Raw genomic sequence first — 23557 nt, forward strand, 5'->3', positions numbered from 1 at the left:
GACTACGGGCCCAGCCCTGCGATCCGCTCGCCGAGCGCCGCCAGCTGCGGACCGAGCGCCGCTCCGAGCAGGAACACCAGGTTGAACAGCCCGATGGCCTCCGGCCGCCGCTGCGGCGCCACCGCCTCGGCGGCGACTCCGGTCAGGATTCCCTGGCCGCCGGCGTTGACGCAGGCGCTGGCCCCGGCGCCGAGCAGCACCAGCGGTGCCCAGGGGCCGAGCGCAGCGAGCGCGAGTGCGGCGAACGAGACGCCGAGCAGCAGGCCGGTGGTCCGCTGAAGGCCCAGCCGGGGCGCGGCGCGCACCAGTGACCAGGAGAGCAGTGCACCGGTCAGGGTGGCGAGCGAGCCGACGGCGCCGGTCCCGACGACGCTCCATCCGGTCAGCGCGGCAGCACGCCGAGGCGCGGCGTACACCAGGCCGAAGTTGACGGTCGCCAGGACCAGCATCACCGCCGCGACGGCCCGGAACCTCCGTACCGCCAAGGCGTCCAGGCCCAGGAACGGGCGCCACGCCGCCTCCGCATCCGCCCCCGCGCGCTGCGCAGGCTCCGGTCCGCCGCACCCGCGCAGGGCGGCCGGCAGCACCGCCAGGGTCAGCACCGGCAGCACCAGGCAGGCCCGCCAGCCCAGCCCGGCCGCCACCGCCGCGCCGATGAACAGCCCGGCGGTACCGCCCGCCGCGCTGCCGATCGCGACGACCCCGGAGGCGCGTCCGTCCGGTTGGCGCGCGGCCATCTGGAAGGCGGCCACGTTGAACCCGGCCGCTCCGACCGCCGTCAGAGCGCGCCCGGCGACCAGCGGGCCGAGGGCCGCCCCGGCGGCGAGCGTGACCAGCAGGCCGAGCAGCAGCGCCCCCGCGGAGGCCAGCAGCAGCGCCCGCGGGCCGCGTCGCCCGGCAGTGCCGGTGAGCAGGGGGGTGCCGAGCATCATGCCGAGCCCGTAGGCACTCATCAGCCAGGCGGCGGAGTCGAGGCCGACGTGCACCTCCCGCGCGATGGCGGGCAGGACGAGGCTCGGACCGGAGAGCCCGGCCGCCCCCGGGGCGGCGACCGCCGCGAGAAGCAGGCCGGTCCGGAGCGACCCCCGTACGCCCCGGCCGGCACTGCCCGCCGACGGCTCCACCAGGAGCGTGCCCGCCCCGGCTGCCGTGTCTCCCGGGCTCATTCCGGGATCCTCCCGAACTTTCCGTTCGAGAAGTCGAGTTGGGCCTGCCGCAGCTCGGCCGCAGTGTTCATCACGAACGGGCCGCCGCGGGCCACCGGCTCGCCGATCGGCTCGCCGGCCAGGACCAGCACCTCGGCCGGGCCGTCCGGCGCGGCGACGGCGATCCGCTCGCCGTCGTGCGCCAGCACCGCGAGCCGGCCGTCCGCCAGCGGCGCGTCGGGCAGTTCGACGGCGCCGGAGAGCACGTAGACGGCGGCGTTGTGGCCGACCGGCACGGTGAACTCGACCTGCCCGCCGGCGGGCAGCACGGCGTGCGCGAGCAGGACCGGCACGTGGGTCTCGAACGGCCCGGCCACGCCGTGGCTGCGGCCCGCGATCACCTTGACCCGACTGCCGTCCTCGGTGTGCACCACCGGGATGGTGTCGGGCCCCTGGTTCTGGCTGCGGGCCGGGAGGTCCTTCAGCCGGGCGGGCAGGTTCACCCAGATCTGGAGCATGTGCTGGCGACCGCCGTGGGCGAGCAGTTCGGCGGTCGGCTCGTTGGAGTGGACGATTCCGGCGCCGGCGGTGAGCCACTCGACCTCGCCGGCGACGCTGGTGCCGCGCCGGCCGGTCGAGTCGGCCCAGTCCATCGAGCCCTCGATGAGGTAGGAGACCGCCTCGAAACCGCGGTGCGGGTGGGCGGGGGCACCCTTGGCCTCCCCGGGGGCGAGCAGCAGCGGACCGGTCTGGTCGACCATCAGGAACGGGTCGAGCATCGGGAGCTCGGCCACCGGGAACGGGCGGCGGACGGGGAAGCCGGCGCCCTCGAAGGTGTGCACGGGATCGATGACGGTGGCGGTCGAACGGACGGGGGCGGCCTGGGCCGCGGCGAGCTGGGTCGTCGTCATGCCGCAACTGAACTACACGATTCAGTTCATAGTCAAGACTGAACCGTATGGTTGACGCATTGAACTGAACGGTTTAGATTCCTCGGCGTCGGAACGACCGCCGGCCCCGCAGCCGACCCGCACCGGGCAGGCCGCCACCCGCACCCCTGCGCACCCACCGCACCCACCAGCAAAGGAACACCGCCATGACCGCGTCCAAGGTCTTCGCCCTCTCCGGCTCGCTGCGCGCCGACTCCCACAACACCGCACTGCTGCGCGCCGCCCGGAAGTTCAACCCGGCCGGCATGGAGATCGAGATCTACGACGGCCTGCGCGACATCCCGCCGTACGACTACGACCTCGACCACCCCGGCCTGCGCCCGGCCGTCGTCGAGGAGCTGCGCCGCAAGGTGCTCGACGCGGACGGACTGCTGATCGCGACCCCCGAGTTCAACTACTCGATCCCCGGCGTCCTGAAGAACGCCCTGGACTGGCTGAGCACCGACTGGAGCAAGACCGAGGGCCTGCCGCTGCACCGCAAGCCCACCGCGATCATGGGCGCCGCGCCCACCAACTTCGGCTCGGTCCGCGCCCAGCTGGCGCTGCGCCAGGTCTTCGTCTGGACCGACAGCGACGTCGTGGTCAAGCCCGAACTGGTCGCCTTCCGCTCGCACGAGCGCTTCGACGGCGAGGGCGAGCTGATCGACGAGGGCACCGTCGGCATCCTCAAGGACCTGCTCACCGCCCTCCAGGGCAAGATCGACGCCGCCCGCGCCTGACGTCCGACGCCCGACGTCCGACGCCGTCGGCCCCACCGGCACCTGAAGCGGTCCCCGGGCCACCCGCCCGACTGCCCGGCCCCACCCGGGCACCACAACGCACCGCACCGCACCGCACCCCGATGCCCGCCGCCCCCACGCGGCTCGAAGCCCCGCCGAACCCGGCGGGGCTTCGCCACGCCTGCGGTGCCCGCCGCAACGAACACCCGACCACCTCCGGCGATCCGCGCCCGCTCGTGGCGCCCGGCGGTGTTGTTCGACAGGATGTTCCGGTGACGAACCTGACTCGGATCTGGACGACGACCCGCACCAACTTCCGCGCGGCCGACCGGGTCGAGCGGTGGACCGCACGCGCTGCCTGGGCGATGCTGACCGCCACGGCCTGGCTGGCCGTGATGTTCACGACGGTCTGGGGAGCCATGGTCGCCGGGGTCCCCACCGATGTCGTGGGATGGCTGGCGATCTTCCTGTCGCTCGCCGTCCCCCTCGTCTCCTGGATCGCCATCACCTCCGAGCCCGACGGACGTCCCGGTGCACCGGCGTTGACGGTCGTCCTCCTGCTGGCGGCCACCGTGCTCGTCATCACCTTCATCTGAGTCGACGCGGGTCAGCCGCGCGGCCCGCACCCCAACACCGGTCGACTCGCAGCGCGCGAAGACCTCGTGACGCGGGCCGCCGTACGGGATCATCCGGCCCGCCCCACCACCCCGCAGCCCGGCCGATGCGGAGAACCGGCCCTCCCGGCGGCCGGACCGCCGGCGGCCACGCCGGCGGCGGGGTGATCACGAAGCCGGTCTCACAGTCCCTTGTAGGTGAACTCGACCGCCGGGCCGGTCGGGGACGAGTAGCCGTTCGACAGCACGGTGACGTCGATGGTGCTGGGCTTGCCGATGCCGATGGTCGGGGCGGGCACGGTGGCGACGAGCTCGCTGGGCGCGCCGGTGCGCATGACCTGGACGGACGGGGAGGGGTTCGTACCGAAGAAGACCTTCGCGTCGGAGCCGAAGTTGACGCCGGTGATGGTGACGGAGTCGCCCTTGCGGCCGCTGTCCGCGCTCAGGCCGGTGACGATCACCGGGGCGGGGCCGCCGTAGGCGAACTGGCCGAAGGGGACGGCCGGCGAGGTCCCGAGGTCGTTGGTGACCCGGACGTCGACCACGCCGACACCGGGAGGTGCGGGGACGCTGACCGCGGTGCCGTCGCTGCTGACGACCGGGTCCTGGCACGGGACCGTGCCGAAGTCGACCGCCGTGCCCGGGCCGAACCCGGTACCGGCGACGACGACCGCGCTGCCGCCCTCGCCGACATTGGCGGAGATGGCCCGCACCACCGGGCCCGGCAGCACGTCGGGGGCACCGAGCAGACCCAGGTAGGTGGAGTTGGCGTGCTGGAAGGCGACCTGGCCCATGAAGTCCTGGAGCGACTTCTTGACCATGACCGGGTCGTAGTCGCTCTGGTAGTCCGGGTGCAGCGGGTTGGCGTTGCCCGGCTGGGCGTAGCCGTGGGGGCCGGGCAGGGAGGCGATCGCCGTGATGACGGCGTCGACGTCGTCGTTCGCCGCCGGGCCGGGCGGATCCGGGTACCACTTCTTGGCGGCGTCAAGGTTCGTCCAGGCCTGCGGCACCAGGTCCCAGGTGTTGTAGTAGCGCTCGTTGGCGACCCAGCTCAGGGAGTCGACGTACGTCGCGAAGTCGGAACCCCCGGCGGTCGGGGCGGCGAAGGTGTAGAGACCGAACCGCGGGGTGACGTTCTGCCAGGTCTGCGCCTGCAGGTAGGGCGCGACCATGGTGGCGATGCAGCCGCCCAGACTGTGGCCGATCACGTAGACGGAGGGGGTCTGTGCGGCCGCCGCGATGGCCTCGGCGAGCGCCTCCACCAGGGTGTTGCCCGCCGAGGTCATGGTGACGACCTGGTTGAACGCCTCCATCGCGCCCTTGGAGACGGACACCGGGGAGTGTGGCGAGCCGACGGCGGTGAACGGCACCACCGTGCCCACGTCGAGGTCCTCCAGCAGGTCGGTGACGTTGGCGACCGTGCCGCGCAGCACCACGGCGAACGCATTGGCGGAACGGCTCGCGGCCAGGTACGCCATGTTCGCGTTGTCCGGGCTCAGTGCCAGCCACTGCAGGCTCCAGTCGCCCCCCGTCGCGAGCGAAGGCTCGGCCAACTGCCGGCCGACGCCCTGGAAGGCCCTGCTCTGCTGCTCCGCCGTCGTCTCGCCCGACGGACGCGGGGTGGCCGCGGTCGCCGCGATCGCCGCCAGTGTCATGGCCACTTGGGGCATGGTTGCCGTGCTCTGTTCCGTCGGCATGCGTACTCCCTGGGAATGGAATGCCCCACCGGTCGGGGAGGCTCCATCTGGTTTCCGCCGCGAGCGCCTGACGATGTGCCCGGACACGGGACGTCATTCCACCGGGCGCGCAGCGTCGCCCGGATCGAGGCGCGGGAGCGCACGCCGATCACCACCCGATCACCAGCCGCGACATCCGGATGCCGCACCGCGCCCCTCGGGCTCGCAGGCCGGGCACCGGGGTCGTGTCAGTCCGTGGTCGGCCAGTCCCAGCCGAGCTGGATGAACATGCCGAGGCGGTCGCTCACGGCGCGGATCTCGACGATCCGGCCGGCGCGCACGGTGAAGATCCAGATCTGCTCGACGTCGCAGCGGCGGTGGGTCGGCTCGGGCATCCGGGCGTGGTGGCCCGTGTGCACACCGGCCACCCGCAGCCGGGCGACGACCTCGTCGTCCTCGGCGATGAGCTGCTCGATGTGGAAGCCGTCGCCCTCGGCCTCGGTGCTGAAGGCGGCCAGCTGGAGGCGGAAGCCCTCGATGGCGGCGCCGGGGGCGTCCTCCTCACCAAAGATGATCTTGTTGTGGTCGATGACCGACGGGGAGAGCAGCTGCACCCAGCCCTCGCCGGAGCGGTCGTTGAGCGCGGCGACGAAGTCGCGGATGACCTGCTTGTTGGTGGTGGTAGTGGTGGTCGACATCGTGGTTCCCCCTGCGGCAGCTTGTTTCTTACGTCGTAAGTTTCGGTGGGGACGAGTGTTCTCTTATGCTGTAAGAAAGTCAAGCCCGTGCGGGGAGGCGGAGGAGCGGATGACGGAGACGGCGGAGATGGCAGAGATCGCGGAACGTCAGACGCCCAGGCGCGGCCGGGGCGAGCGGGTCGGGCTGAGCAGGCAGCAGATCCTCGACGCGGCGCTCGGCCTGGTCGACCGGGACGGGCTCAAGGGCCTGACGATGCGTTCGCTCGGCCAGGAGCTGGGCGTGGAGGCGATGACCCTCTACCACTACGTGCCCAACAAGGACGCCCTGCTGGACGGCCTGGTGGAGCAGGTGTTCACGGCGGCGACCCCCGCCCTGGACGGCTCGGCCGACTGGCGCACGGCGCTGCACGCGTACGCCACCGCCCTGCGCGAGGGCCTGCTACGGCACCCGGCCGTGCTCCCGCTGGCCACCTCCCGGCCCGCCGTCACCCCGGCCACCCTCGACGACCTCGAAGCCCTTCTACACCTGCTCACGGCCGGCGGCTTCCCGCTCGGCCGCGCCCTGCACGCTCTCAACTCCCTTGCCGTGTTCGTGATCGGCCACGCGACAGCGGAGGCCCGGATCGTGGTCGGAGCCGACGAGGCCGGTGGCGCCGACTGGCTGGCCGCGCTCGACGCGGAGCGGTACCCGCTGCTGATCCGCGCCGCGACCGAGGGGACCGGCACGGACGACGCCGAACGGTTCGCCTTCGCACTCGACGCCCTGCTGCTCGGCTTCGACGCGCTGCGCTCGGACTGAGGCTCGGGCTGAGGCACGGCCGGCGCCACCGGAGCGCCGCCCGGGCCGTCCATTCCTCCGGGCGGGTCGGGGACACCAGGGGCCGGTGCGGGTCATCGGCCGGGGCGCAGCTCCCGTTCGGCGACCTGCCGGAAGCCGTGCGGCGGGCGGCCGGTGACGCGTCGGACGGTGTCGGTGGTCCGGTCCTCGGCCCCCTCCGCGATGGCCCGGTCCATGTCGGCGAGCAACCCGGCGAACTCCGCCGGCATCAGGGCGGCGAGGCGGTCGCGCAGTTCCTCGTGCGTCAGGCTGCGGTGGACCACCGGACGGCCGGTGACCTCCGCGGCGATCGCGGCGATGTCGTCGTGGGTGAGTGCGTCCGGGCCCGTCAGGATGAGGTCCGCGTTGGGCGCGGGGTCGCCGGTGAGGGCGTGCACGGCGACGGCGGCGATGTCGTCGGCATCGACGAAGCCGATCCGGCCGGCCCCGGCCGCGGTGAGGATCGTGCCGTCCTCGCGGATGCTGCGGGCGTGCAGGTGCTCGCCGGTGAAGTTCTGCATGAACCAGGAGGGGCGCAGCACCGCCCACTCGTCGAACAGCCCCGGCAGGGCCCGGTGGACGACGCCCACGGCCGGCCCGCCCTCGGGCACGGCCGAGGAGCTGAGGAGCACTGCGCGGCGCACCCCGGCGGTGCGGGCGCGGCGCAGGAAGGGCAGCATGACCGCGGCCGGGTCGGGCTCGCCGACGGGCGGGACGAGGTACACGCGCTCGGCTCCGGCCAGGGCCTCGTCGAAGGTGACGGGGTCGTACCAGTCGAAGCGCACCGGCTCCGCACCGGCGGGTTCGGTCGCGGACGCCCCGGAGGGTTCAGCGACCCGCCGGCTGGCCGCCCTGACGCGGTGTCCGGCGGCGAGCAGCCGCGCGGCCGTCCGGCTGCCGGTCGTGCCGGTGGCGCCGGTGACCAGGACGGTCCCGACGGCCGGGGCTGCGCCGGTGGTGCCGGTGGCCGGGGCGGTCGTGGTGTCCGTCATCAGGCGGCGCTCCCGGTGAAGTCCAGGCCCGGCTGCCGGACGGCGAGGGGGTTCCAGTAGTCGCGGTAGGAGGTGAACCGCCCGTCCCGGACGGTCACGACGGCGATGTAGGACATGTCGAAGGGGTCTCCGGTCCGGACGAGCCGACCCACCCCGCGCATCTCCACGACGACGGTCGCGGGGTCGGTCGTCCGGTGGACCTGCACCTCCGGGAAGTCGTGCAGTTCGATGTGGTCGGGGTAGTCGCGCATGTAGGCGGCGACGGCCTCCCGCCCGTCCAACCGCCGCGGCCACCCGGGCGGGGCGAACGGGAACTCCATGACGCCGTCCTCGGCCCACAGGCCGACCCAGCCGGGGGCGTCCCCGGCCAACAGCAGCCGAAGGCCGTGGCGGAACAACTGTACGGGCGAGGGATTCTCGGGCATGGGCGCCTCGGGCGAGGGATTCTCCGGCATGGGTGTCTCGGGCATACGTGTCTCCGTCCCGTACGATACGGACCAGTGGTCCGCTTCAATGAAAGATACGGACCGCCGGTCCGTATTGCAATCGGAGGTAGCCCGCCCATGCCCGAATCCGCGCCTGCACCTGCGTCCGCACCGGATCCCGCCGCGCCCGAAGCCGCGGGTGCACCCGGCACTCCGGGCGAACGGAAGCCCCGGAAGGACGCGGTCCGCAACCGGGCAGCCGCCCTCGCGGCCGCCGACAGGCTCTTCACCGCCTCCCGCAGCCCCGAGGAGGTCACCATGTCCGACATCGCCGCCGAGGCCGGCGTCGGAAAGGGCACGCTCTTCCGCGCCTTCGGCGACCGCACGGGCCTGATCCGGGCGCTCTACGGGACGCGCCTGGCGCCGCTCATGGAGGCCGTCGAGCACGGCCCGCCGCCGCTGGGGCCCGCCGCCCCGCCCCTGGAGCGCGTCCCGGCCCTGCTCGACGCCCTCCTGTGCTTCAAGTTCGACAACCGCCACCTCGCGCTGGCACTGGAGGGCACCGGAGCCGACAGCCCCTACCGGACGGAGCACTACGACCGGTGGCACGCCATGCTCCGGGACCTGCTGCTGCGGACCCCCGCCGCGGCCGGGAGCGACTTCACCGCCCACGCCCTCCTGGCGGCCACCCGCGCCGACCTGGTCGAGCACCTGGCCGGCGAGAAGCACACCTCCCGGGACGAACTCCGCTCCCGGCTCGCGGAGTTCACCGGCCGCCTGCTCGGCACCGGCTCGCAGCCGGGGTACGGGCCGGTGGGTGAGTGAGTGAGTGAGTGAGTGGCTCATCCGTGCCAAGCGCGTGACAGCGAAACCCGTCGTTCAGGCGTCCGCGTCAGTGGTCCTGATCGCTCGTCGGCCCGATGCCCTTGGTCCCCGCCGGAGTTCCGTCCGGGGCGAACGGGTGGTGGAAGGTGAAGGCGTGCGGCGCGGGGCTGTGGTCGTGGAGGTGCTCCAGCCTGGAAACCCCGTCCCGCCAGGTGGGTATCGCGCCGTCGGAGACCCACCAGAAGACGTATTTCGGGTGCCCCGACCGCTCGAACCAGTCGTAACGCCTGTTCAGCGCCTCGCGGTGCAGGCCGGTGTAGACGGCGTCGAGGGCGGAGCGCAGGTCGGTCCAGACCGAGAGGGTCGTGGCCAGGGCGGTGGTGTCCGCCGTACGGCCCTTGTCGTACCAGGCCGGTACGGCAAACTCTCCCCAGGCACCCCAGTCCGCCTCGAAGAACTCTCCCGGGGCGCCGTCCGTCGCTTCGGCGTGCCCGAGGTATCCGGGGTGCTGGGCGATCTTCCGGTAGACGACCCCGCCGATGTCGTAGAACTCGCGCGTGAGAGGTGCGGGATCGGCAAGGGGTGACTTCAGGACGCCGAACGTGTACAGAGCAAGACGGGACATGCATCTCTCCTTGGTTGGGGCTGCCTGGTGCGGACCCGATTCGGTGGCTTCTGCACGGAGCGAGGGTTCGTGGAGGCAGGCATGACGAACTCCGCCCGTCGCGGGCGACCCGGCCTGGAGGAACCCCCTGTGCGCCGTGGGCGGCCACCGACGGAGAGGCGAAGGTAGCCGCCCCGGCGGCTTCCTGTCGAAGTTGCGTTTTCCTTGCCCGAGTGGCTTCTTGCGCAGGCCCATGACGGGAACCGACACGGTGGCGCCGCCCCTCGCCCCGGGGCCCCGGGAACCACCGTGAACATCCGTCAGGTGCCACCGGTCGCCGGGGATCGACCATGTAATTGATAATCGATTATCCATCTGATCATCTATCATGCAGCCATGACCCAGACGACCCACAGCTCGCCCCCGGCGGGCAAGCAGATGCTCTCCGAGCAGGTCTACGCACACCTGCGGGACGCGATCATGCGCGGGGACCACGCCCCCGGTGACGCCCTCAGACCCCAGGAGCTCGCCAAGGAGCAGGGCGTGAGCCTGGCCGTCGTACGTGAGGCGCTCGTGCGGGTGGTCGGCGAGGGCCTCGCCGACCGGCTGCCCAACCGCGGCTTCGCCGTCCCGGCCTTCTCCGACCGCCGCTGGCAGGAGATCACGGAAGCCCGCCGGGCCATCGAACCGGTCATGCTGCGCATGTCCGTCGAACGCGGCGACGTGGACTGGGAAGCCCGCGTACGGGCCGCCCACCACCGCCTGGCCCGCACCCCGGCGTACGTGCCGGAGGAGGGCAAGCACTACAGCAGCGCCTGGGCCGAGGCCCACCGCCTCTTCCACCGCACCCTGCTGGAAGGGTGCGGCAACCTCGTCCTGCTGGAGACCTTCGACCGGCTGTGGACCGCGAGCGAACTGGCCCGCCGCTGGTCGGCGCACCGCAACCCCGACCGGGACGGCCTCCTGGAACACCGCCGCCTGGAGGAGGCCGCCCTCGCCCGAGACGCCGACACCGCAGCCGAGGTCCTGACCCGGCACCTCACCCGGACCGCGGCCGGACTGACCGACTGCCCCCACCACGAGCCCGCGGACGAAGCCTGATGCGCCTCGCCCACCCGGCCGCACCACCGCACCCGATCCACCGACACCGGAGCCACCGCATGACTTCCTTCGAGGCGGGCACGGGCCGCCGCTGCCACAACGCCGTCAACCCCCTGCACGCATCGGTCTACTTCGCACCCGAGCCGCAGGACGAACTCGCCGCACTCGGGCTGGAACGCGGAGCCATGGTCTACCTCGCGAGCCGTGCGGCACCGCTCGGGGCCGTCGACGCGGGCACCGTCACCGCGACGTTCTACAACTTCAACCACGAGCACGTGCAGCGGCACATCCCCGCTGCGTGGACGGTGACCACACCGGCGGAGGTGCTCGCGGCACGGCTGCGCGGCGCGGGCCGGACGCTGCAGCGGTTACTCGGGAAGGACGCCCTCACGTCCGCGGAGATGACCGAGACGGCCGAACTGGCGCTGCACGCCACCGAAGCCTGCCGCCGGGAGGCCAGGCCGCTGTACGCCGCCAACGCCGGCCTCCCCGTACCCGAGGAGCCGCACCTGGCCCTGTGGCACGCCGCGACGCTGCTGCGCGAGCACCGGGGTGACGGTCACCTCGCCGCCCTGGCGGTCGCCGGCCTGTCCGGCATCGAGGCGCTGGTGCTGCACAACGCCACCGGCACGGCGCCGACTTCGGCACTGTTCATGCGGACCCGCGGGTGGTCCGCGCAGCAGTGGGACGCCGCCCGGGACCGGTTGCGCGAGCGCGGCCTGCTGGACGAGGAAGGCGACCTCACGCGGGCCGGCGCGGCCCTGCGCGAGGAGACCGAGGCACTCACCGACCGCCTCGACGCCGCCCCGTACGACCACCTCGGCCCGGCCGCCACGGCACGCCTCACCGAACTGGCCGGTGGATTCTCCGGGGCCCTCAGGGCAGCGGGCGCCTTCCCCGCGGTGCACTTCGGCAGGGGCTGAGAACGGGGGCCGGGAGCCGGGGGCCCTCGCGCCAGCCACGGCCCCCGGCCCGGCCCGGCCCCGGTTGCGTCGTGAGCGGTCGGGGCGAGGTGGCAGTCCCGGCTACTCGCTCGGGCGCTTTCCGTCGTAGGCGCTCACGGTCCTGGCCAGTTTCCGTTGGACCGTCCTGAGAGCCTTGAGGGTGTCCTCGTCGCTGAGCCCGTTGGTCGTTCGCCACTCGACGCCCGAGCCGACGAGGTCGCTGACGAAGACGAGTCGAGCAGGTCCCGAGCGTCCGCGAAGCCCATGCCGAAGGCGAGTTGGTCGTACCTTCACTTCGAGCGCCCGGTCCAGCGACAACGCGGCACCGTGGCGGCGCGCGCCGAGGGACGGCTCAGGCGGGTGTGCGTTCCGCGAGCACGTTCCACAGTTCCTGCGTCGAGGCCCGGAGCACGCCCGGCAGGGCCGACTGGTCCGGCCCGTCGATCCAGCGCGCGAAGGCGACCTTGAACAGGGCGATCCCGGTCTCGGCGGCCAGGCGCGCGGCCGGCTCGGGGGTGCCGCGCTCGCGCAGTGCGTCGGTCATCGCGTCGGCGAGACCGGCAAGCTTGATCAGTTCGCGTTCCCTCAGTTCCGCGTTGGCCGACACGATCGCGTCCCGCAGCCTGACCTGCTCGGAGTTCTCCTGGAGCCGGGCCGCCAGGGCTTCGAGCGCGGCGCCCACCGCATCCATCGCGGTCGCCTCGGCCGGCGCGTCGGCGACGGACCGGGCGAGGAGCTCCTTCACCGTCTCCGTGCCGAAGAACAGCACTTCGCGCTTGTCCGTGTAGTGCCGGTAGAAGGTGCGCTCGGTCAGTCCGGCCCGTGCGGTGATCTCCCCGACGGTGGTCCGCTCGTATCCCTGCTCGGCGTAGAGCTCCAGTGCTGCCTGTGCCAGCCGGCCTCGCGCGTTCGGCTCCCATCGACCCATGCCGCGATCCTACGTGATGACAGGCCCTGTCATCACATGTAGGGTGATGACAGAACCTGTCATCACACATCTGGAGGCACCGCCATGCGGGTTTTCGTCACGGGCGCGTCAGGCTGGATCGGCTCGGCCGTCGTCCCCGAACTCATCGGCGCAGGCCATGAGGTCCTCGGGCTCGCCAGGTCCGACAGGTCCGCCGCCGCCATCACCGCCGCCGGAGCCGAGGTGCTCCGCGGTGACCTGGAGGACCTGGACGCCCTCAAGGCCGGGGCGACCGACTGCGACGCAGTCATCCACCTCGCGTTCATCCACGACTTCAGCCGGTTCGACGCCTCCGTGCAGACCGACGCCCGCGCCATCGAGACGCTGGCCGCCGCGCTGGAAGGCTCCGGCAAGCCCCTGGTCGTCACCGGCGGCACCACCGCGGTGCCCGGACGGGTCGCGACCGAGCACGACACCTCCGCCCCGGGCTCACCCGGCGCCGGCCGGGACGCGAACGCCAAGGCCGCCCTCGACTCGGCGACCCGCGGCGTCCGCCCGTCCGTCGTGCGACTGCCGCGGACCGTGCACGGCGAGGGCGACGGCGGTTTCATCGCCCAACTGGTCACGGCGGCCCGGGAGAAGGGCGTCTCCGGCTACGTCGGCGACGGGACCAGCCGCTGGCCTGCCGTGCACGTACGGGACGCCGCCCGCCTGTACCGGCTCGCACTGGAGCAGGCCCCGGCCGGCTCGGTGCTGCACGCCGTCGCCGACGAGGGCGTACCGGTCCGGGAGATCGCCGAGACGATCGGCCGACACCTGGGCCTGCCGACGGCCTCCGTCCCCGCCGAGGACTTCGGCTTCCTGGGCCGGATCCTGGCCGTCGACCAGCCCGCCTCCAGCGCCCTCACCCGCGAACTGCTCGACTGGCGCCCGTCCGGGCCGGGCCTCGTCGAGGACCTCGGCAAGGGCCACTACTTCCGCTGACCACGGCCGCCCCGCGCCGGGAACTCGGCGGCGCGGGGCCGACGAGCCCCTGCAGTACGTCGTGTGGCTCGACAAGGACAACAAGCCCTCCGCCCGGAAGGCCAGTTGACCCGGCCCCGGGCGGATCCTGATCAGCAGTACTCAGCCGATGGTCGAGTACATCCGCCCATGAGTCCGTGCCGGCTGCTTCCTATCGTCACCTGCATGGACACGGACACGAACTCGACCGCCACGACTCCTCCGGCCACGGCAGAGCAGCGGTGGGCGACCGGCTGCGGGATCGCGGCGGTCGTCCTCACCGCCCTCGCCGTCCTGGGAGCCGTGGCAGTGGGCCGGTTGGAGAAGAGCCTGACCGGCTACGGGCACCTCGAAGGCACTTCCGGAAGCGCGGCCGAGCCCCTCCGCCCCGGTGAGACCGTCCGCTACGACGACGACCTGACGGTCACCGTGAGCCCGGCGCACCGGGAACCCGACGACGCCTACAGCTTCACCATCACCTACGACAACGACACGGACGGGGAGCTGCGCCCGGGCGGTACGCCCCCGGACACCGGCATCGGCACCGGCAAGAGCAGCTACGCCCCCGTCGTGGTCCACGGGGGGACGCCCCTATCCCCCGACATCCCCGGCTGGGGCGTGACCGTGCTGGACCAGGCCGGCACCGCGGCCGTCCTGATGCCTCCCGTTCCCCCGGACGGCAAGCGCACCGTGCCGGTGCGGGTCAAGCCCGACAAGGCGGGGAGCTTCGTCACGGTGCAGGTCAACCCGGAACCCGGCGGGAACCGCGACACCGCGTACTGGCAGTTCACCCTGGGCTGACCGCAGGGGCAGAGGCGCCGGCACCGCCCCCGGCACTGGCACTGGCACTGGCACAGACGGGACGGGTGCGGGCGGCGTAGGAGCGGGCGGCCACGACGAGGCCGATGCCCAGACCGCCGAAGGCCAGGCCGCCGAACTCGACGAACCAGGTGACCCCCGAGCTGGAGGTGAACGGCGGGGACGGCTTGATCGCGGGCAGTGCGCCGACGGCGATGAGCGGGGCCGTGATCGTGAGGAAGACCCCGTACATCGCCAGTGGGACACCGGTCAGCCAGGCCGGAATCAGGGGCAGCAGGCGCGGCACCCGTCGTCCGGCCAGGAACAGCGTCCAGCGGGGGAACACCTGCCCCCACACGTACAGCAGCCCCAGCAGCAGGAAGATCCCGACCATCGCGGCCAGCACGGTCACGTCGATCCCCGCCGACGCGGTGGCCTTCGCCGGGCCCGAGGCGTCGGCGCTCGTCGTCCTCCGCCAGTCCTCGCCCGCGATGCCGAGCGCGTTGCCGCCCAGCGTCCAGACGGTCTTGGTTCCCGCCCACGGCAGGAGCCCGCACATGAGCAGGTACACCGTGACGCGGGTCCGCCTCGGGGCTCGGGAGGCGGCCGGACGGGCGAGCGGGCCGTCGGCTGCGCCGGTGTGCGGCCGCCCGCACCGCGGGCAGTCCCCACGCAGCCGTCGGCGGTACGACAGGCCGACGAGGAGCAGGAGGGCGGCGCCGGCCGTGTTCAGCAGCACCTGGGCCAGCCCGGTCGCGCTCTCGACGCCCGAGAGCGTCACGAGCGTCACGAAGTAGATCGGCAGCCCGTTCGTCCCCACGACGAACACCGGTAGCGCGATGCCCAGCGCCGTCGCCACCACGACCCGGCCGGACCTGGCGAGGGTTCGGGTGCCGGCCAGGCAGGCGGCGCCGGCCAGCAGCGCGAGGGCGGCCAGGAAGAGCTGGACCGCCGGCGCGTACGCGGAGTGCTCCTTCCACTGCACGGTGGTGCCCGCCGCCGCCCAGGTGACCTCGACGGCGGCGTACGACACGCCCCACACCGCGGCGGCCGCGGGCACCCACGCGGGCCACCGCCGCCACCACGACCTCCGCCCCGAGCCCGTGGTCGGCGGGGCGGGAACGCCGATCGCCTTCGAGTGCGCAGGAACAGCCACGGTGACCCCCGTACGTCCGGATTGCTGACTCTCCGAGACTCGCCGTCGCCCGCGCCGGTCACATCCGCCCCACGGATCATCCGACTCCCCCGCGCGGGGGAAGGCCGCCGGGTCGCCGCCCGGTCGGGCCGGTCGGGCCGGTCGACGATGTGACCCGGATAACTTGTGTCGCGACACATGTGTCGCGTAACGTAATTGCTGTGAACGCGAACGATGCAGAGAAGAATCCGACCCTCGTCTTCATCCCCTGCTTCTCCGGCGCTCCGTGGAGCGCCGAGCAGCTCGCCCCCTACGGCGAGGCGCCCACGCGCACGCTGCGCCTGCCCGAGGGCGTCAACGACATCGAGCGCTACGCCGACCACGTCGAGAACGCGATCGCGGACCTGGACGACTACGTGCTGGTCGGCGACTCGTTCGGCGCGAACATCGCGCTCGCACTCGCCACCCGCCGCCCGCGGGGCCTGCGTGCCCTGGTCGTGTCCGGCGGATTCGCGTCCAACCCGGTCGAGTCGAAGCCGTGGAAGGCGCTGATGCGGACGATCGGCAAGGCCCGCGGCCCGGTCTACCGGCAGCTGACGCTGCGGGCCCACGCCCACCGCCTCGCCTCCCCGTTCGACGGCGAAGGGCAGGTGCCCTGGAGCGAGGCGCGCAGCCGCGACCTGTTCGTCGCCAACACCCCGGCCGCCTCCTTCGACGCCCGCCTGCAGGCCGTGCTCACCGCCGACTACGTCGACGTGCTCGGCCGGGTCGAGGTCCCCACCTTGATCCTGACCCCCTCGCACGACGTGCTGATCGGCGAGAACGCCTCCAAGACCATGCTCGCGGGCATCCCCGACGCCCGGGAGGTCGTGCTGCCGGGCACCGGCCACATGTTCCGCTTCTCCCACCCGGCCACCTACGCCGCCGCGGTCAAGGACTTCCTCGCCACCCAGCCGACCACCCGACAGGACGCCGATGCGTAAGGCCGAACACCTGCGGTTCGCGATCCTGGCAGCCCAACGCGAAGGCAACCGGCTGCTGATCCAGGCCCTCAAGCCCCACGGCATCACCCCGTCGCAGGCCGAGGTGCTGCGCCTGCTCCAGCAACGCGGCACCCTGACCCTCAACGGGCTCGGGCAGCTCCTGGTGTGCGAGAGCGGCACCAACCCCAGCCGGCTGGTCGAACGCGTCGTCGCGGCCGGGCTGGTCGAGCGCCGCACCGACGCCGCGGACCGCCGATACCTCCGGCTCAGCCTCACCCCCGAGGGCGAACGGCTGGCCACGGCGGTCGCCGAGATCGAGGACTACCTCTACAGCGCGATGGACGCCGCCTGCGAGGGCCTGGACACCGACGACATGCTCCGGTTCCTGCACAACTTCATCGACACCCTGCCCTCGGGCGAGGCCCTCAACAAGCGCCTCACTCTCGACTGACGCCACGCCCCGCACGGACTTGCGGACGGCGACTTCGGCCCGCTCACCGGAACGACCAGCTGCCGGCTGACCCCTCTCGACCAGCGCACCACCGAAGCCCGATGAGACCGGGACCGGGGGCTCACTGCCCCTGCCCGGTGGCCAGCCAGACGGTCACGGCCGCGGTCACGGTGAGCCCGGCGTTCAGGGCGATCCGGCGGTCCCCGCCCGTCAGGTGGACGGCGATCGCCCCGGCCTGCAGGAGGACGAAGCCGATGGCCGCGGCCGGCGCCAGCGGGACGGCGATGCCCGTCAGCGGAGGCAGGATCAGACCGGCCGCGCCGAGTATCTCGACCGTCCCGAGCGCCCTGACGGCGGGCGGGGGCACGCGGTCGACCCAGGCCATCATCGGCCGGAGGTCGTCGCGGCTGCGGATCACCTTCAGCGAGCCCGAGTACAGGTAGAAGAGCGCGAGCAGTCCCGCGACGACCCAATAGGCGAGGTTCATGGTTTCCGTTTCACGGGCTGCGTAGATGTGGTCGATGCCGTCGAGGACCGGGCCGGGCCGCACCGTCGGCTTCAGGCGGAGCCGGTGTCGGGGTCGGTGGCGGGCTCGGCGGCGGGCTCGGTCGCGTAGCGGCTCATCGCGTCGACATTGGCCTGCGGCGTCAGCGGCCGGCCGGCGGCGAGCACGTCCTGGAGGTCCCGGAAGTACTGGACGTACAGGTCGGGGGTGAAGGTGCTGAGCATGACGGCGGGTTGGTCGGTCGGGTTGGCGAAGGTGTGCGGAGTGCCGGGCGGCACCATCACCAGCGTGCCCGCGACGGCGTCGTGGTCCTCGTCGCCGACGGTGAACCGCACGGTGCCGGAGAGGATGTAGAAGCCCTCGTCGTGCCGGGCGTGGCGGTGCTGCGGCGGCCCCTGGGTGTGCGGCGCGAGGACGGACTCGGCGATCGCGAGGCGGTGCCCGGTGTGGCTGCCGTCCTCCAGGACGCGCATGCGCGTGGTGCCCAGGGCGATCGTCTCGCCGTCGCCGGGCCCCACGACCGACACGGCGGGGACGGTCTGCGGCTCGCCGGGCTTCGGTTCGCCGGGCTTCGGTTCGCTGGACTTCAGTTCTTCGGTCATGCGCACCAGTGCACCGCCGGGGTCCTGCCGGCGTCCAAGACCCGTTCCGGGGAGCCGATACCCCGTGGGTATCGTTGCAGCGTGGAGCTACGCACCTTGCGCTACTTCGTGGCGGTCGCCGAGGAACTCCACTTCGGCCGGGCCGCCACCCGACTGCACATGAGCCAACCGCCGCTGAGCCGGGCCATCAAGCAGTTGGAGGCCGATGTCGGGGCCCTGCTGTTCACCCGCTCGCCCACCGGGGTCACGCTCACCGCGGTGGGTTCGGTACTGCTCGACGAGGCGCGGGCCCTGCTCGACCACGCCGACCGCGTCCGGGTGCGCGTGAGCGCGGCGGCCGGCGCCGCGACCCTCACCGTCGGCATCCTCGGCGACGGCACCGACCCGGGAGTGGCCCGGCTGGCCGCCGCCTACCGTCGAAGCCACCCCGGCATCGACATCCGCGTCCGCGACACCGACCTGACCGATCCCACCTGCGGGCTGCGCGCCGGGCTGGTCGACGTCGCGCTGACCCGGGCGCCGTTCGACGAGACAGCCCTGACGGTCCGTCAACTACGGTCCGACCCGGTCGGCGTGGTCCTGCGCGCCGACGACCCGCTGGCCCGCCGCGAACGGCTGCGCCTGGCCGAGCTGGACGACCGCCGCTGGTTCCAGTTCCCGCAGGGCACCGACCCCGCCTGGCAGTCGTACTGGAACGGCGGCAGGCCCCGCCGGGGCCCCGTGGTGCGCGCCGTCCAGGAATGCCTGCAGGCCGTGCTGTGGAACGGTACGGTCGGCCTGGCCCCGCTCGGACACGACCTGCCCGCGGAGCTGGCCGTCGTGCCGCTGATCGACATGCCGCCGAGCCGAGTGGTGGCGGTGTGGAACGAGAGCGACACCAACCCGTTGATCCGGTCCTTCATCGAGACCGCGACCGCCGCGTACCGCCGCTGAGCACCGTCGCGGACCGCCGCCGAACACCGCCGAACACCGCCGCGTACCGCCGCTGAGCACCGCCGAACACCGCCGCGTACCGCCGCTGAGCACCGCCGCGCACCCGTGACGCGGCTCACACGGAACTCCGCACGGCCGGCGGACAGGGAAGGACATGGAACTGTCACAACGGGCGCGCCTGCGCGCCGGGGACCAGGAAGCACTCGGCGAGGTCTTCGACGCGCACGCCCAGGCCGTGTACGCGTACGCGATGCGCTCCCTGGGGGACTGGGCGGCCGCCGAGGACGTGGTGTCGCTGACCTTCCTGGAGGCCTGGCGCCTGCGCGCCAAACTGCACGAGGGCGACGACGACCTGCGCCCCTGGGTCTTCGGGATCGCCACCAACGTGCTGCGCAACACCGCGCGGGCGGCCCGGCGCCACCGGGCGGCGATGTCGCGCCTGGACGAGCGCGAGGCCGTACCGGACTTCGCCGACGAGCTGGTCTCCCGGATCGACGACAGCGCCCGACTGGCCGCCGCGCGCCGCGCACTGTCCGCGCTGCGCCGTTCCGAGCGCGAGGTGTTCCGGCTCTGCGTGTGGGTGGGGCTCGACTACGCGTCGGCGGCGGAGGCGCTCGGCGTCCCGGTGGGCACGGTGCGCTCGCGCCTGTCCCGGGCACGGGCCCGGCTGCGCGCGCTCGCCGAGAACGAGCTGCACGAACCCGCGAAACGCCGGGAACCCGCTCCCACCACCGGACAGGTACGGGGTGGCGGCTTCGAAGCCGCCCGGTCGTTGCAGGAGGAGACCCGATGAACAACTCGCCCGAGATGCTCCCCGCCGGCCGCCAACGGTTCCTGAAGGAGCACCTGATGAGTGAGATCGCCGCCGAGACGAACGCAGCGCGCCCGCGGCGCAGGCGGGTGTGGCTGGTCGCCGCCCCGCTGGCGGTCGGCGCGCTGGCGGCCGTCACCGTGGTGGCCGTCCCGGACCGCCACCCCGGCGACGCCACCCCGGCGGCGCCGACCCTGTCGGCCTCGCCCGCCACCCCCACCCCGTCCGCGTCGACCGCTCCGTCGTCGACCCCGTCGACCTCGTCCACCCCGTCGACCACGCCCGCGCCCGGGCCGACCGACGCCGCCGACGTGCTCGCCCGCGCCGCGAAGGCCGCCGCGAGCAGCCCCGACCCCGGGGCCAGGGCCGCCCAGTTCGTCTACCGGAAGGAGATCCAGGACGGCGCCCGCGAGACCAAGCACGAACGCAGGTCGTGGTTCCCGGTCGACGGCAAGTCCGGCGGCCTGATCCTGGACCCGACCATGGGCAACGGTCGCAGCCCGTGGCCCGCCAGGCTGTCGGACACCGTCCCCGGCGCCCCGCGGACGGCGAGCTTCGACGCCCCGACCTACGAGTTCGTGGCCTCCCTGCCCACCGAGCCGCAGCAACTCCTGCAGCAGCTGCTCTCCTTCGACCGCGCCAAGCGGGTGTCGGGGATGACGATGACGCCGAAGCTGTACAACCAGTTCGCCTTCGCGGACGTCCAGATGATCTTCCAGAACATCGCGGCGCCGCCCGCCGTCGCGGGAGCGCTCATGGAGGCGGCCGCGAAGATCCCGGGCACGGCCGTCGTCGCCGACGAGACGGACGCGGCCGGCCGGCACGGCGTCGCGGTGGTCGGCACCAACGGCACCATGCGCGTGGCCCTGATCTTCGACAGGACCACCGGCGCCTTCCTCGGCGTGCGCGAGGTCCTCCTCTCCGACCTCCCGGCCGCCGGCCCCGACGGCCTCCCGCCCGCGGGCAACCCGTCCCCGGGCGTCGGCAACGGCAAGGGCTACGAGTACGCCACGGCCATCCTCACCTCGACCGTCGTCGACAAACTGGAGGCGGAACCCGCCAACTGACCGACCACGGGCGGCAGGAGACCCGGGGCGCCGAAGCCCCCGACGAACTCCCGTCCCGCCCGACAAGCCGGCGAGGCTCGGAGGCAGCCACGGGGGTGTTGCCTCCGAGCCTCGCCGAACCACCAGCCCCTCCCCGCTGCCCACGCGTCCAGGGGCACTACATTGCCGACATGTGCATCTCGACCAGTGAGGCCGCGTTCTCCGGCACGATCGTCTACTGCGGCCGGCAGCACCACCCCGTGCACGGCCTCATCCACGTCCTGGGCTACCAGAACACCGCCGTCAACCTCGCGGGCGGTCCGAACGCCATGCTGCTGCACGTACCCACCAGCCGGCTCGGCCCCGGGCAGTTCCTCCCCGTCGGACGCAGCGGCGACGTCCTTGAGCGCATGGTTTCCGCCGTTCGCCCCGTCCCCGTGGCGACCGACCGGATCGACTGGATGTGCGGTGACCCGGAGGCCGTCCAGGTCTTCGAGCACGACGTCTACACGGTGCTCCTGGCCGACGACCCCACCGCGATCCCGGCCGCACTGCAGCAGGTGCCGTCACACCGGCGGCCGGACCTCGACCCGGACCTCCTGGGCTTCTACGCCGACCACTTCCCCGACCACACCATCGTCCTCTGCTGCTTCGACAACGCCGACGCGCAGCGCGCCAAGCCGCTGCTGCTGTGGTACCAGCCGCTCGACCCCGACCGGCTGACCGTGCCCGCGCTGGACAGCCACACCGGGGCGGTCCCGGACCTCGACTCCGTTGTCCCGGTGGACCATTGGGTCCTGCTGTCCACCGACCAGGCTCCCCTCGGCTGGGGCGAACCCGTCGACCACCCCAGGAGCATGCGCCACAGCCTGCGGTCCTTTCTTCCCGACGCCGTCGTGGGCCGGTACTACGGCGGAGGAGAAGCCCTGCCCAACGGAGACTTCGGCATCAGCCACAGCGACCTCCTCACCGGCGACCTCGACCTCGTCGAGCGCCGTCAGCCCACTCGCCGCTGATCCCCCTGCGCGGCTCAGCCGAAGTCCTGGATCACGACGCTGCAGGCCAGGCCGCACATCACGCTCACGGCGGAGGCGACGAAGCGCCACAGGGCCCACCGGATCCGTGGCGGCAGGACCGAGGCAGCCACCACGAGCACCAGCTGTGCGCCCATCAGGCCGTGGGCGACGTCGTACTGCAAGCCCCAGTCCCGCCCGCAGGCGCCCCGGGGCGTGCACTGGTCGACCGCGACCGCGCGGACCAGTGCGAAGTAGCAGTAGAGGATCTGGCAGAGCGGCAGCAGTAGCGCCGCGACGAGCGGGTACTTCCACGCGTCGCGGTCGTGGCGGTCCGGCGCGGATCCGGCGGGGATGTCGTCCATGGACCGATTCCACCGGGCCGCGCCGGACCGCACATGAGCTCCACTACCCGGTCGGAACGGTCCGGGTACTCAGGCTCCCCTGTCAGAACGGGGGCTCGTCGTGCCAGGTGCCGGTCCGTCGGGCGGGCGGCCGGGGGTCGTGCTGGCGGAGGAGGGCCACGGCGTCGTCGATGCGGCCGAGGTCGATGAGGTGGCCAGCCAGGTCGCGGCGGTGGGCCGGCTCGTTCCGGTCGAGGACGGCGACGGCCTCCTCGGTGCGCCCCGAGCCGGCCAGGAGCCAGGCGACGTGCGAGACCGCGTACCAGGTGCCGCCCTCGGGATGGGCCCGGGCCTGCGCGACCGCTTCGTCGACCCCTGCGTCGGCGGCGATCAGCGCCAGCCGCATCCAGAACAGTTCCCACTCCTCCTCGCCGCCACGGCGGGCCTTGAGGTCGTCGAGGTGGGCCAGGCCGTCCTGCGCGCGGCCCTGCTCCCGGCACAGCTCGGCGAAGGTGTGGAGGATCCAGTCCTCGCCGGGGCGGGCGTCGGCCTGGGCACGCATCACCTCGATCGCCTCGTCGCCCCGGCCGTGCCGGACCAGGAACTGCGCGAGCGCGTACGCCGCGTTCGGGTCCTCGGCTGCCGGATCGGCGGCCTGCCGGTACACCGCGACCGCGCCCTCGACGTCGCCGCGCTCCTCCAACAGCTCCGCCAGCCGCTGCGTCGCGTGCCCGTGGTGGTCGGTCACCGCGTACGCGCGCAGTTCCTCGATCCGACCGTGCCGGGCCAGCAGGTCGGCCAGCAGGTCGCGGTTGTTGACCGAGGTGCTCTCCCGGGTACGGAGCAGGGCCACCGCGTCGTCGACCCGGCCCTGGCGTTCGCGGATCGTCGCGAGCAGGCCGACGGCGTTGAACGGCTCGACCCTGCGTCGGCCGTCGCACGACGGGGAGTCACAGCAGCGTGGGGCGTCCTCGATCCGGCGGACCAGCAGCTCCGCGGCCTCCTCGTCACGGCCGGTGTTCCCGGCGATGTCGACGAACGGCTCCGCGAGGCACCAGTCCTCGATGTGCGGGCGCAGCAGCGTGAACGCCTCCTCCGCGCGGCCGTGCCGGGAGAGCAGACGCGCGAGGAATCCCAGGGCGGGCCGTTCGCCGTCCTGCGCGTGCGGCCGCACCACCGCGATCGCCTCGTCGGAGCGGCCGCTCGCTTCCAGCAGCTCGGCCGTGGCCTCGGCGGCCGGCCACCAGCCCGCCGTCGGGTACGGGGCGAGGGCCGCCAGCGCCTCCGCGTGCCGGCCGTCGCCAGCGAGCAGCCACGCCCACTCCCGCGCGCAGAACCACTCCCCACGCCCGGCCCAGGACTCCACCACGTCGGAGCGCCCGAGTTCCAGGAGCCGGGCGACCAGCTGAGGGGGGATGCAACCGGACTGGGCCCGGACCCGGTAGTCGAGATCGTCGATGTCCACGGCGCAGCACCGTAGGCCGTGCCTCTGACACCACCGCGTCCCGGCAGCGACC

At 73.0% G+C, this 23557-nt stretch carries 27 protein-coding genes; 14 read left to right on the top strand and 13 right to left on the bottom strand.

Features of this window, described 5'->3' with window-relative positions:
- Nucleotides 1–2 precede the first annotated feature (2 nt).
- Nucleotides 3–1166: an MFS transporter gene (locus ACZ7KX_RS26205; protein ID WP_470328598.1), complete on the bottom strand. Its 1164-nt coding sequence runs from the start codon at nucleotides 1164–1166 to the stop codon at nucleotides 3–5.
- Entirely contained in the window at nucleotides 1163–2056 is an 894-nt protein-coding gene (locus ACZ7KX_RS26210; RefSeq protein ID WP_470328599.1) for a pirin family protein, read from the bottom strand. The genes ACZ7KX_RS26205 and ACZ7KX_RS26210 overlap by 4 nt, the downstream gene beginning before the upstream one ends.
- Before the next feature lie 185 nt (nucleotides 2057–2241).
- Here ACZ7KX_RS26210 and ACZ7KX_RS26215 point away from each other — a divergent pair, with 185 nt between their 5' ends.
- Entirely contained in the window at nucleotides 2242–2814 is a 573-nt protein-coding gene (locus ACZ7KX_RS26215; protein WP_470328600.1) for an NADPH-dependent FMN reductase, read from the top strand.
- 272 nt (nucleotides 2815–3086) lie between these two features.
- Nucleotides 3087–3410, top strand: coding sequence for a hypothetical protein (locus ACZ7KX_RS26220; RefSeq protein ID WP_350524140.1), 324 nt, complete (start codon nucleotides 3087–3089; stop codon nucleotides 3408–3410).
- 200 nt (nucleotides 3411–3610) lie between these two features.
- On the opposite strand, the gene ACZ7KX_RS26225 is transcribed toward ACZ7KX_RS26220, so the two are convergent.
- Both ACZ7KX_RS26225 and ACZ7KX_RS26230 read right to left on the bottom strand, forming a co-directional pair.
- The gene (locus ACZ7KX_RS26225) at nucleotides 3611–5083 is read right to left on the bottom strand and encodes a lipase family protein (RefSeq protein ID WP_470328663.1); all 1473 of its coding nucleotides are present in this window, start codon (nucleotides 5081–5083) and stop codon (nucleotides 3611–3613) included.
- A gap of 269 nt (nucleotides 5084–5352) precedes the next feature.
- On the bottom strand, nucleotides 5353–5802 hold the full coding sequence (locus tag ACZ7KX_RS26230; protein ID WP_470328601.1) for an ester cyclase: 450 nt from the start codon (nucleotides 5800–5802) through the stop codon (nucleotides 5353–5355).
- Nucleotides 5803–5929: 127 nt separating this feature from the next.
- Between ACZ7KX_RS26230 and ACZ7KX_RS26235 the strand changes: the two genes are divergently transcribed.
- On the top strand, nucleotides 5930–6601 hold the full coding sequence (locus tag ACZ7KX_RS26235; RefSeq protein WP_470328602.1) for a TetR/AcrR family transcriptional regulator C-terminal domain-containing protein: 672 nt from the start codon (nucleotides 5930–5932) through the stop codon (nucleotides 6599–6601).
- 92 nt (nucleotides 6602–6693) lie between these two features.
- Here ACZ7KX_RS26235 and ACZ7KX_RS26240 read toward each other — a convergent pair whose 3' ends face one another.
- Both ACZ7KX_RS26240 and ACZ7KX_RS26245 read right to left on the bottom strand, forming a co-directional pair.
- Nucleotides 6694–7611: an NmrA family NAD(P)-binding protein gene (locus ACZ7KX_RS26240; RefSeq protein WP_470328603.1), complete on the bottom strand. Its 918-nt coding sequence runs from the start codon at nucleotides 7609–7611 to the stop codon at nucleotides 6694–6696.
- Nucleotides 7611–8036, bottom strand: coding sequence for a nuclear transport factor 2 family protein (locus tag ACZ7KX_RS26245; RefSeq protein ID WP_470328664.1), 426 nt, complete (start codon nucleotides 8034–8036; stop codon nucleotides 7611–7613). Before ACZ7KX_RS26245 ends, ACZ7KX_RS26240 begins: the two co-directional genes overlap by 1 nt.
- A 138-nt stretch (nucleotides 8037–8174) precedes the next feature.
- Here ACZ7KX_RS26245 and ACZ7KX_RS26250 point away from each other — a divergent pair, with 138 nt between their 5' ends.
- On the top strand, nucleotides 8175–8861 hold the full coding sequence (locus ACZ7KX_RS26250; protein ID WP_470328604.1) for a TetR/AcrR family transcriptional regulator: 687 nt from the start codon (nucleotides 8175–8177) through the stop codon (nucleotides 8859–8861).
- A gap of 67 nt (nucleotides 8862–8928) precedes the next feature.
- On the opposite strand, the gene ACZ7KX_RS26255 is transcribed toward ACZ7KX_RS26250, so the two are convergent.
- Nucleotides 8929–9486, bottom strand: a complete 558-nt coding sequence (locus ACZ7KX_RS26255) for a DUF3291 domain-containing protein (RefSeq protein ID WP_470328605.1) — start codon at nucleotides 9484–9486, stop codon at nucleotides 8929–8931.
- Between the two features lie 375 nt (nucleotides 9487–9861).
- On the opposite strand from ACZ7KX_RS26255, the gene ACZ7KX_RS26260 reads away from it, so the two are divergent.
- Nucleotides 9862–10566 carry a GntR family transcriptional regulator gene (locus ACZ7KX_RS26260; protein WP_470328606.1) on the top strand — a complete coding sequence of 235 codons (705 nt, stop codon included), beginning with the start codon at nucleotides 9862–9864 and terminating at the stop codon, nucleotides 10564–10566.
- A gap of 59 nt (nucleotides 10567–10625) precedes the next feature.
- Nucleotides 10626–11489 (top strand): SCO6745 family protein, encoded by an 864-nt coding sequence (locus ACZ7KX_RS26265; protein WP_470328607.1) that lies wholly within the window; start codon nucleotides 10626–10628, stop codon nucleotides 11487–11489.
- Nucleotides 11490–11862: 373 nt separating this feature from the next.
- On the opposite strand, the gene ACZ7KX_RS26270 is transcribed toward ACZ7KX_RS26265, so the two are convergent.
- Complete coding sequence (locus tag ACZ7KX_RS26270; protein ID WP_470328608.1) at nucleotides 11863–12438, bottom strand: TetR/AcrR family transcriptional regulator; 576 nt, start codon at nucleotides 12436–12438, stop codon at nucleotides 11863–11865.
- Between the two features lie 84 nt (nucleotides 12439–12522).
- On the opposite strand from ACZ7KX_RS26270, the gene ACZ7KX_RS26275 reads away from it, so the two are divergent.
- Both ACZ7KX_RS26275 and ACZ7KX_RS26280 read left to right on the top strand, forming a co-directional pair.
- Nucleotides 12523–13401 (top strand): SDR family oxidoreductase, encoded by an 879-nt coding sequence (locus tag ACZ7KX_RS26275; protein ID WP_470328609.1) that lies wholly within the window; start codon nucleotides 12523–12525, stop codon nucleotides 13399–13401.
- 204 nt (nucleotides 13402–13605) lie between these two features.
- Entirely contained in the window at nucleotides 13606–14220 is a 615-nt protein-coding gene (locus ACZ7KX_RS26280) for a hypothetical protein (RefSeq protein ID WP_470328610.1), read from the top strand.
- Here the strand turns inward: ACZ7KX_RS26280 and ACZ7KX_RS26285 are convergent.
- Nucleotides 14207–15277 carry a hypothetical protein gene (locus ACZ7KX_RS26285; RefSeq protein WP_470328611.1) on the bottom strand — a complete coding sequence of 357 codons (1071 nt, stop codon included), beginning with the start codon at nucleotides 15275–15277 and terminating at the stop codon, nucleotides 14207–14209. The two genes, ACZ7KX_RS26280 and ACZ7KX_RS26285, sit on opposite strands and share 14 nt — an antisense overlap.
- 296 nt (nucleotides 15278–15573) lie before the next feature.
- Here ACZ7KX_RS26285 and ACZ7KX_RS26290 point away from each other — a divergent pair, with 296 nt between their 5' ends.
- Both ACZ7KX_RS26290 and ACZ7KX_RS26295 read left to right on the top strand, forming a co-directional pair.
- Nucleotides 15574–16335: an alpha/beta fold hydrolase gene (locus tag ACZ7KX_RS26290; RefSeq protein ID WP_470328612.1), complete on the top strand. Its 762-nt coding sequence runs from the start codon at nucleotides 15574–15576 to the stop codon at nucleotides 16333–16335.
- Entirely contained in the window at nucleotides 16328–16786 is a 459-nt protein-coding gene (locus ACZ7KX_RS26295) for a MarR family winged helix-turn-helix transcriptional regulator (RefSeq protein WP_470328613.1), read from the top strand. The genes ACZ7KX_RS26290 and ACZ7KX_RS26295 overlap by 8 nt, the downstream gene beginning before the upstream one ends.
- 121 nt (nucleotides 16787–16907) lie before the next feature.
- Here ACZ7KX_RS26295 and ACZ7KX_RS26300 read toward each other — a convergent pair whose 3' ends face one another.
- Together ACZ7KX_RS26300 and ACZ7KX_RS26305 are read right to left on the bottom strand one after the other, a co-directional pair.
- Nucleotides 16908–17273, bottom strand: coding sequence for a DoxX family protein (locus ACZ7KX_RS26300; protein ID WP_470328614.1), 366 nt, complete (start codon nucleotides 17271–17273; stop codon nucleotides 16908–16910).
- Between the two features lie 71 nt (nucleotides 17274–17344).
- The gene (locus ACZ7KX_RS26305) at nucleotides 17345–17893 is read right to left on the bottom strand and encodes a cupin domain-containing protein (RefSeq protein WP_470328615.1); all 549 of its coding nucleotides are present in this window, start codon (nucleotides 17891–17893) and stop codon (nucleotides 17345–17347) included.
- Nucleotides 17894–17974: 81 nt separating this feature from the next.
- On the opposite strand from ACZ7KX_RS26305, the gene ACZ7KX_RS26310 reads away from it, so the two are divergent.
- The 4 genes from ACZ7KX_RS26310 (at nucleotide 17975) to ACZ7KX_RS26325 (ending at nucleotide 21699) form a co-directional block, all read left to right on the top strand.
- Nucleotides 17975–18826 carry a LysR family transcriptional regulator gene (locus ACZ7KX_RS26310; RefSeq protein WP_470328616.1) on the top strand — a complete coding sequence of 284 codons (852 nt, stop codon included), beginning with the start codon at nucleotides 17975–17977 and terminating at the stop codon, nucleotides 18824–18826.
- Between the two features lie 154 nt (nucleotides 18827–18980).
- On the top strand, nucleotides 18981–19619 hold the full coding sequence (locus tag ACZ7KX_RS26315) for an RNA polymerase sigma factor (protein WP_470328617.1): 639 nt from the start codon (nucleotides 18981–18983) through the stop codon (nucleotides 19617–19619).
- Entirely contained in the window at nucleotides 19616–20704 is a 1089-nt protein-coding gene (locus ACZ7KX_RS26320; protein WP_470328618.1) for a CU044_5270 family protein, read from the top strand. Before ACZ7KX_RS26315 ends, ACZ7KX_RS26320 begins: the two co-directional genes overlap by 4 nt.
- A 170-nt stretch (nucleotides 20705–20874) precedes the next feature.
- Nucleotides 20875–21699, top strand: coding sequence for a hypothetical protein (locus ACZ7KX_RS26325; protein ID WP_470328619.1), 825 nt, complete (start codon nucleotides 20875–20877; stop codon nucleotides 21697–21699).
- Nucleotides 21700–21713: 14 nt separating this feature from the next.
- Here the strand turns inward: ACZ7KX_RS26325 and ACZ7KX_RS26330 are convergent, their stop codons facing one another.
- Both ACZ7KX_RS26330 and ACZ7KX_RS26335 read right to left on the bottom strand, forming a co-directional pair.
- Complete coding sequence (locus ACZ7KX_RS26330) at nucleotides 21714–22061, bottom strand: hypothetical protein (RefSeq protein WP_470328620.1); 348 nt, start codon at nucleotides 22059–22061, stop codon at nucleotides 21714–21716.
- 82 nt (nucleotides 22062–22143) lie between these two features.
- Nucleotides 22144–23505 (bottom strand): tetratricopeptide repeat protein, encoded by a 1362-nt coding sequence (locus ACZ7KX_RS26335; RefSeq protein ID WP_470328621.1) that lies wholly within the window; start codon nucleotides 23503–23505, stop codon nucleotides 22144–22146.
- Between the last annotated feature and the right edge of the window lie 52 nt (nucleotides 23506–23557).

The organism is Kitasatospora sp. NPDC038210 (assembly GCF_055600605.1).

Coding starts and splice junctions, on each gene's coding strand:
- ACZ7KX_RS26205 (WP_470328598.1), bottom strand. CDS start 1,166: ATGAGCCCGGGAGACACGGCAGCCGGGGCGGGCACGCTCCTGGTGGAG.
- ACZ7KX_RS26210 (WP_470328599.1), bottom strand. CDS start 2,056: ATGACGACGACCCAGCTCGCCGCGGCCCAGGCCGCCCCCGTCCGTTCG.
- ACZ7KX_RS26215 (WP_470328600.1), top strand. CDS start 2,242: ATGACCGCGTCCAAGGTCTTCGCCCTCTCCGGCTCGCTGCGCGCCGAC.
- ACZ7KX_RS26225 (WP_470328663.1), bottom strand. CDS start 5,083: ATGACACTGGCGGCGATCGCGGCGACCGCGGCCACCCCGCGTCCGTCG.
- ACZ7KX_RS26230 (WP_470328601.1), bottom strand. CDS start 5,802: ATGTCGACCACCACTACCACCACCAACAAGCAGGTCATCCGCGACTTC.
- ACZ7KX_RS26235 (WP_470328602.1), top strand. CDS start 5,930: ATGGCAGAGATCGCGGAACGTCAGACGCCCAGGCGCGGCCGGGGCGAG.
- ACZ7KX_RS26240 (WP_470328603.1), bottom strand. CDS start 7,611: ATGACGGACACCACGACCGCCCCGGCCACCGGCACCACCGGCGCAGCC.
- ACZ7KX_RS26245 (WP_470328664.1), bottom strand. CDS start 8,036: ATGCCCGAGAATCCCTCGCCCGTACAGTTGTTCCGCCACGGCCTTCGG.
- ACZ7KX_RS26250 (WP_470328604.1), top strand. CDS start 8,175: ATGCCCGAATCCGCGCCTGCACCTGCGTCCGCACCGGATCCCGCCGCG.
- ACZ7KX_RS26255 (WP_470328605.1), bottom strand. CDS start 9,486: ATGTCCCGTCTTGCTCTGTACACGTTCGGCGTCCTGAAGTCACCCCTT.
- ACZ7KX_RS26260 (WP_470328606.1), top strand. CDS start 9,862: ATGACCCAGACGACCCACAGCTCGCCCCCGGCGGGCAAGCAGATGCTC.
- ACZ7KX_RS26265 (WP_470328607.1), top strand. CDS start 10,626: ATGACTTCCTTCGAGGCGGGCACGGGCCGCCGCTGCCACAACGCCGTC.
- ACZ7KX_RS26270 (WP_470328608.1), bottom strand. CDS start 12,438: ATGGGTCGATGGGAGCCGAACGCGCGAGGCCGGCTGGCACAGGCAGCA.
- ACZ7KX_RS26275 (WP_470328609.1), top strand. CDS start 12,523: ATGCGGGTTTTCGTCACGGGCGCGTCAGGCTGGATCGGCTCGGCCGTC.
- ACZ7KX_RS26280 (WP_470328610.1), top strand. CDS start 13,606: ATGGACACGGACACGAACTCGACCGCCACGACTCCTCCGGCCACGGCA.
- ACZ7KX_RS26295 (WP_470328613.1), top strand. CDS start 16,328: ATGCGTAAGGCCGAACACCTGCGGTTCGCGATCCTGGCAGCCCAACGC.
- ACZ7KX_RS26300 (WP_470328614.1), bottom strand. CDS start 17,273: ATGAACCTCGCCTATTGGGTCGTCGCGGGACTGCTCGCGCTCTTCTAC.
- ACZ7KX_RS26305 (WP_470328615.1), bottom strand. CDS start 17,893: ATGACCGAAGAACTGAAGTCCAGCGAACCGAAGCCCGGCGAACCGAAG.
- ACZ7KX_RS26315 (WP_470328617.1), top strand. CDS start 18,981: ATGGAACTGTCACAACGGGCGCGCCTGCGCGCCGGGGACCAGGAAGCA.
- ACZ7KX_RS26320 (WP_470328618.1), top strand. CDS start 19,616: ATGAACAACTCGCCCGAGATGCTCCCCGCCGGCCGCCAACGGTTCCTG.
- ACZ7KX_RS26325 (WP_470328619.1), top strand. CDS start 20,875: ATGTGCATCTCGACCAGTGAGGCCGCGTTCTCCGGCACGATCGTCTAC.
- ACZ7KX_RS26330 (WP_470328620.1), bottom strand. CDS start 22,061: ATGGACGACATCCCCGCCGGATCCGCGCCGGACCGCCACGACCGCGAC.